2 protein-coding genes are annotated in these 1,958 nt (G+C 42.4%); one reads left to right on the top strand and one right to left on the bottom strand.

Annotated elements, in window-relative coordinates; translation table 11 throughout:
* Positions 1–82: 82 nt before the first annotated feature.
* Positions 83–730 carry a tRNA (guanosine(46)-N7)-methyltransferase TrmB gene (trmB, locus tag IQ264_RS32315; RefSeq protein WP_193986840.1) on the bottom strand — a complete coding sequence of 216 codons (648 nt, stop codon included), beginning with the start codon at positions 728–730 and terminating at the stop codon, positions 83–85.
* Positions 731–843: 113 nt separating this feature from the next.
* Here trmB and IQ264_RS32310 point away from each other — a divergent pair, with 113 nt between their 5' ends.
* A complete protein-coding gene (locus tag IQ264_RS32310) occupies positions 844–1,941 on the top strand; it encodes a metallophosphoesterase family protein (protein WP_193986838.1) in 1,098 nt (365 codons plus the stop codon).
* Positions 1,942–1,958: the final 17 nt, after the last annotated feature.

The following is a 1,958-nucleotide window of genomic DNA, read 5'->3' as shown; positions in this document are numbered from 1 at the left end:
GAAAATCATTTAACTAACTATCTCTTCAACTCTCCCTACCTCCCCACCTCTTCTGCCAACCGTCTTCCCCAGTACCCAGTCCTTAGTCCCCAGTCGCTATTTTTTGGAATAAAACGCGATAAACTGGTTCTCCTTTGTTGAAGGTAGCGATTTCGCGTTCGGTGGGGACTGGGAGGGGGTTTTGAGTTAACCATTCGGTTGTTCCTTGTTTTTGGAAAGCTGGGTGTGCGGAGAAGCGATCGCGCATTTCCACTGCCACCGCTTGCACATCAGATTGAATAAACACTTCACCACCAATCACCAAATAATTAGCTAGATCAGCTACCGTTTCTGGTTGTACCATGCGCCGTTTTTGGTGGCGTTTTTTAAACCAAGGATCGGGAAATTGAATAGTAACTCGTTGCAATTTTCCGGGAGGAAGGGAACTGAGGAGAGGGCGCAAAGAGTTATTCACATTGCAGAATAAGTAATGTAAATTCGCCAATGCCAATTGATCCCGACATTGATTTGCTTCATCTACCAAAGGTTCGCGAATTTCCAACCCTAAAAAATTCCAATCAGGCTGAATCTGTGCCATACTCAACACAAATCTACCCCTTGCACAACCAATGTCCAAATGTATTGGTTGACCCAGATCGGCATAAATTTGACTCCAGTCTGGTGGATTTGTTGGCGTTTGATACTTCCTGCTTAGTGGGTTAACGTGCTGACGGACTCGGACAAGTGCCAAAATTTTTCCTCCTTTTTCGCAATTAAACTACACAGATAGAGGTCGTTAAGGCTCAGCATTAGCTATACTCGACGGGGATCAAGGTTTTGCTCATTTAAATCTAGATTGCCATCATGAGTTTAGAATTTCGCTTCGCAGTGGCTAGCGATTTACACATCGCCCTTCCTCACACCATTTGGGACAATCCTTCTCGGTTTCATTTGGTAGAAGTCGGCATTCCGGCTTTGGAATTGATTTTTCAACATTTAGCTCAACTCGACCTGGATTTTTTATTAATACCGGGAGACTTAACTCAACATGGTGAACGGGAAAATCATGCTTGGTTACAATGGCGTTTGGCGCAGTTACCTTTTCCAGTTTACGTTGTACCGGGAAATCATGATGTACCTGTTTTAAAGGCAAATGAAAAATCTATTGGTTGGGCTGATTTTCCTAGTTATTATCAAAAATTTGGTTACGATAATCCAAAACAACTTTATTACTCTTGTGAAATTTTGCCTGGGGTGCGTTTAATTGGTTTGAATTCTAATAATTTTAATGAAAAAGGCGATCAAATCGGACGTTTAGATGATACTCAATTGGAGTGGTTAAAAGGAGTTTTGGCAACTGCTACGGAAGATGTAATTTTGGTGATGATTCATCATAACGTGGTGGAACATTTACCGGGACAATCTCAACATAAAATGGGGCGCAGATATATGTTGGAAAATGCGCCCCAGTTGTTAGAAATTTTGCGTCCCAAGGTGCAGTTGGTGTTTACTGGACATTTGCACGTTCAAGATATTGCTGAAGATCGGGGAATTTATGATATTACGACTGGTTCTTTAGTTAGTTATCCTCACCCTTATCGAATTTTACATTTTCGGGTTGATGAGTTGGGGAGAAAATGGTTACAAATTGAAAGTAATCGGATTGATTCTTTACCAGAATGGCCTGATTTACCGCAGTTTTCGCGGGAGTGGATGGGCGATCGCTCTGGGCAATTTATGCTCCGTTTATTAACAGAACCACCTTTAAATTTACCGATAGAAACTGCTCAGGAATTAGCCCCTAGTTTACGTTATTTCTGGGCAGATATTGCCGCTGGTGATGGGATGTTTGATTATCCAAATTTCCCCCCAAAAGTCAGGCGTTATTTCCAAAATTTTAGTGCCACAGGGAGCGATCGTACTCCGGCAATGATTGACAATTACGCCACTCTGTTGCTTTAGGGGTTAGGGGTTAGGGG

This window comes from [Phormidium] sp. LEGE 05292, from assembly GCF_015207735.1.
Classification (GTDB): domain Bacteria; phylum Cyanobacteriota; class Cyanobacteriia; order Cyanobacteriales; family Aerosakkonemataceae; genus Floridanema.
The sequence above is the reverse complement of the archived record's forward strand: the minus strand, read 5'-3'. Positions and strand labels throughout refer to the sequence as shown.

What these genes read in the sequence shown, in the direction of transcription:
- IQ264_RS32310 (WP_193986838.1), top strand. Translation starts at nt 844, where the DNA reads ATGAGTTTAGAATTTCGCTTCGCAGTGGCTAGCGATTTACACATCGCC.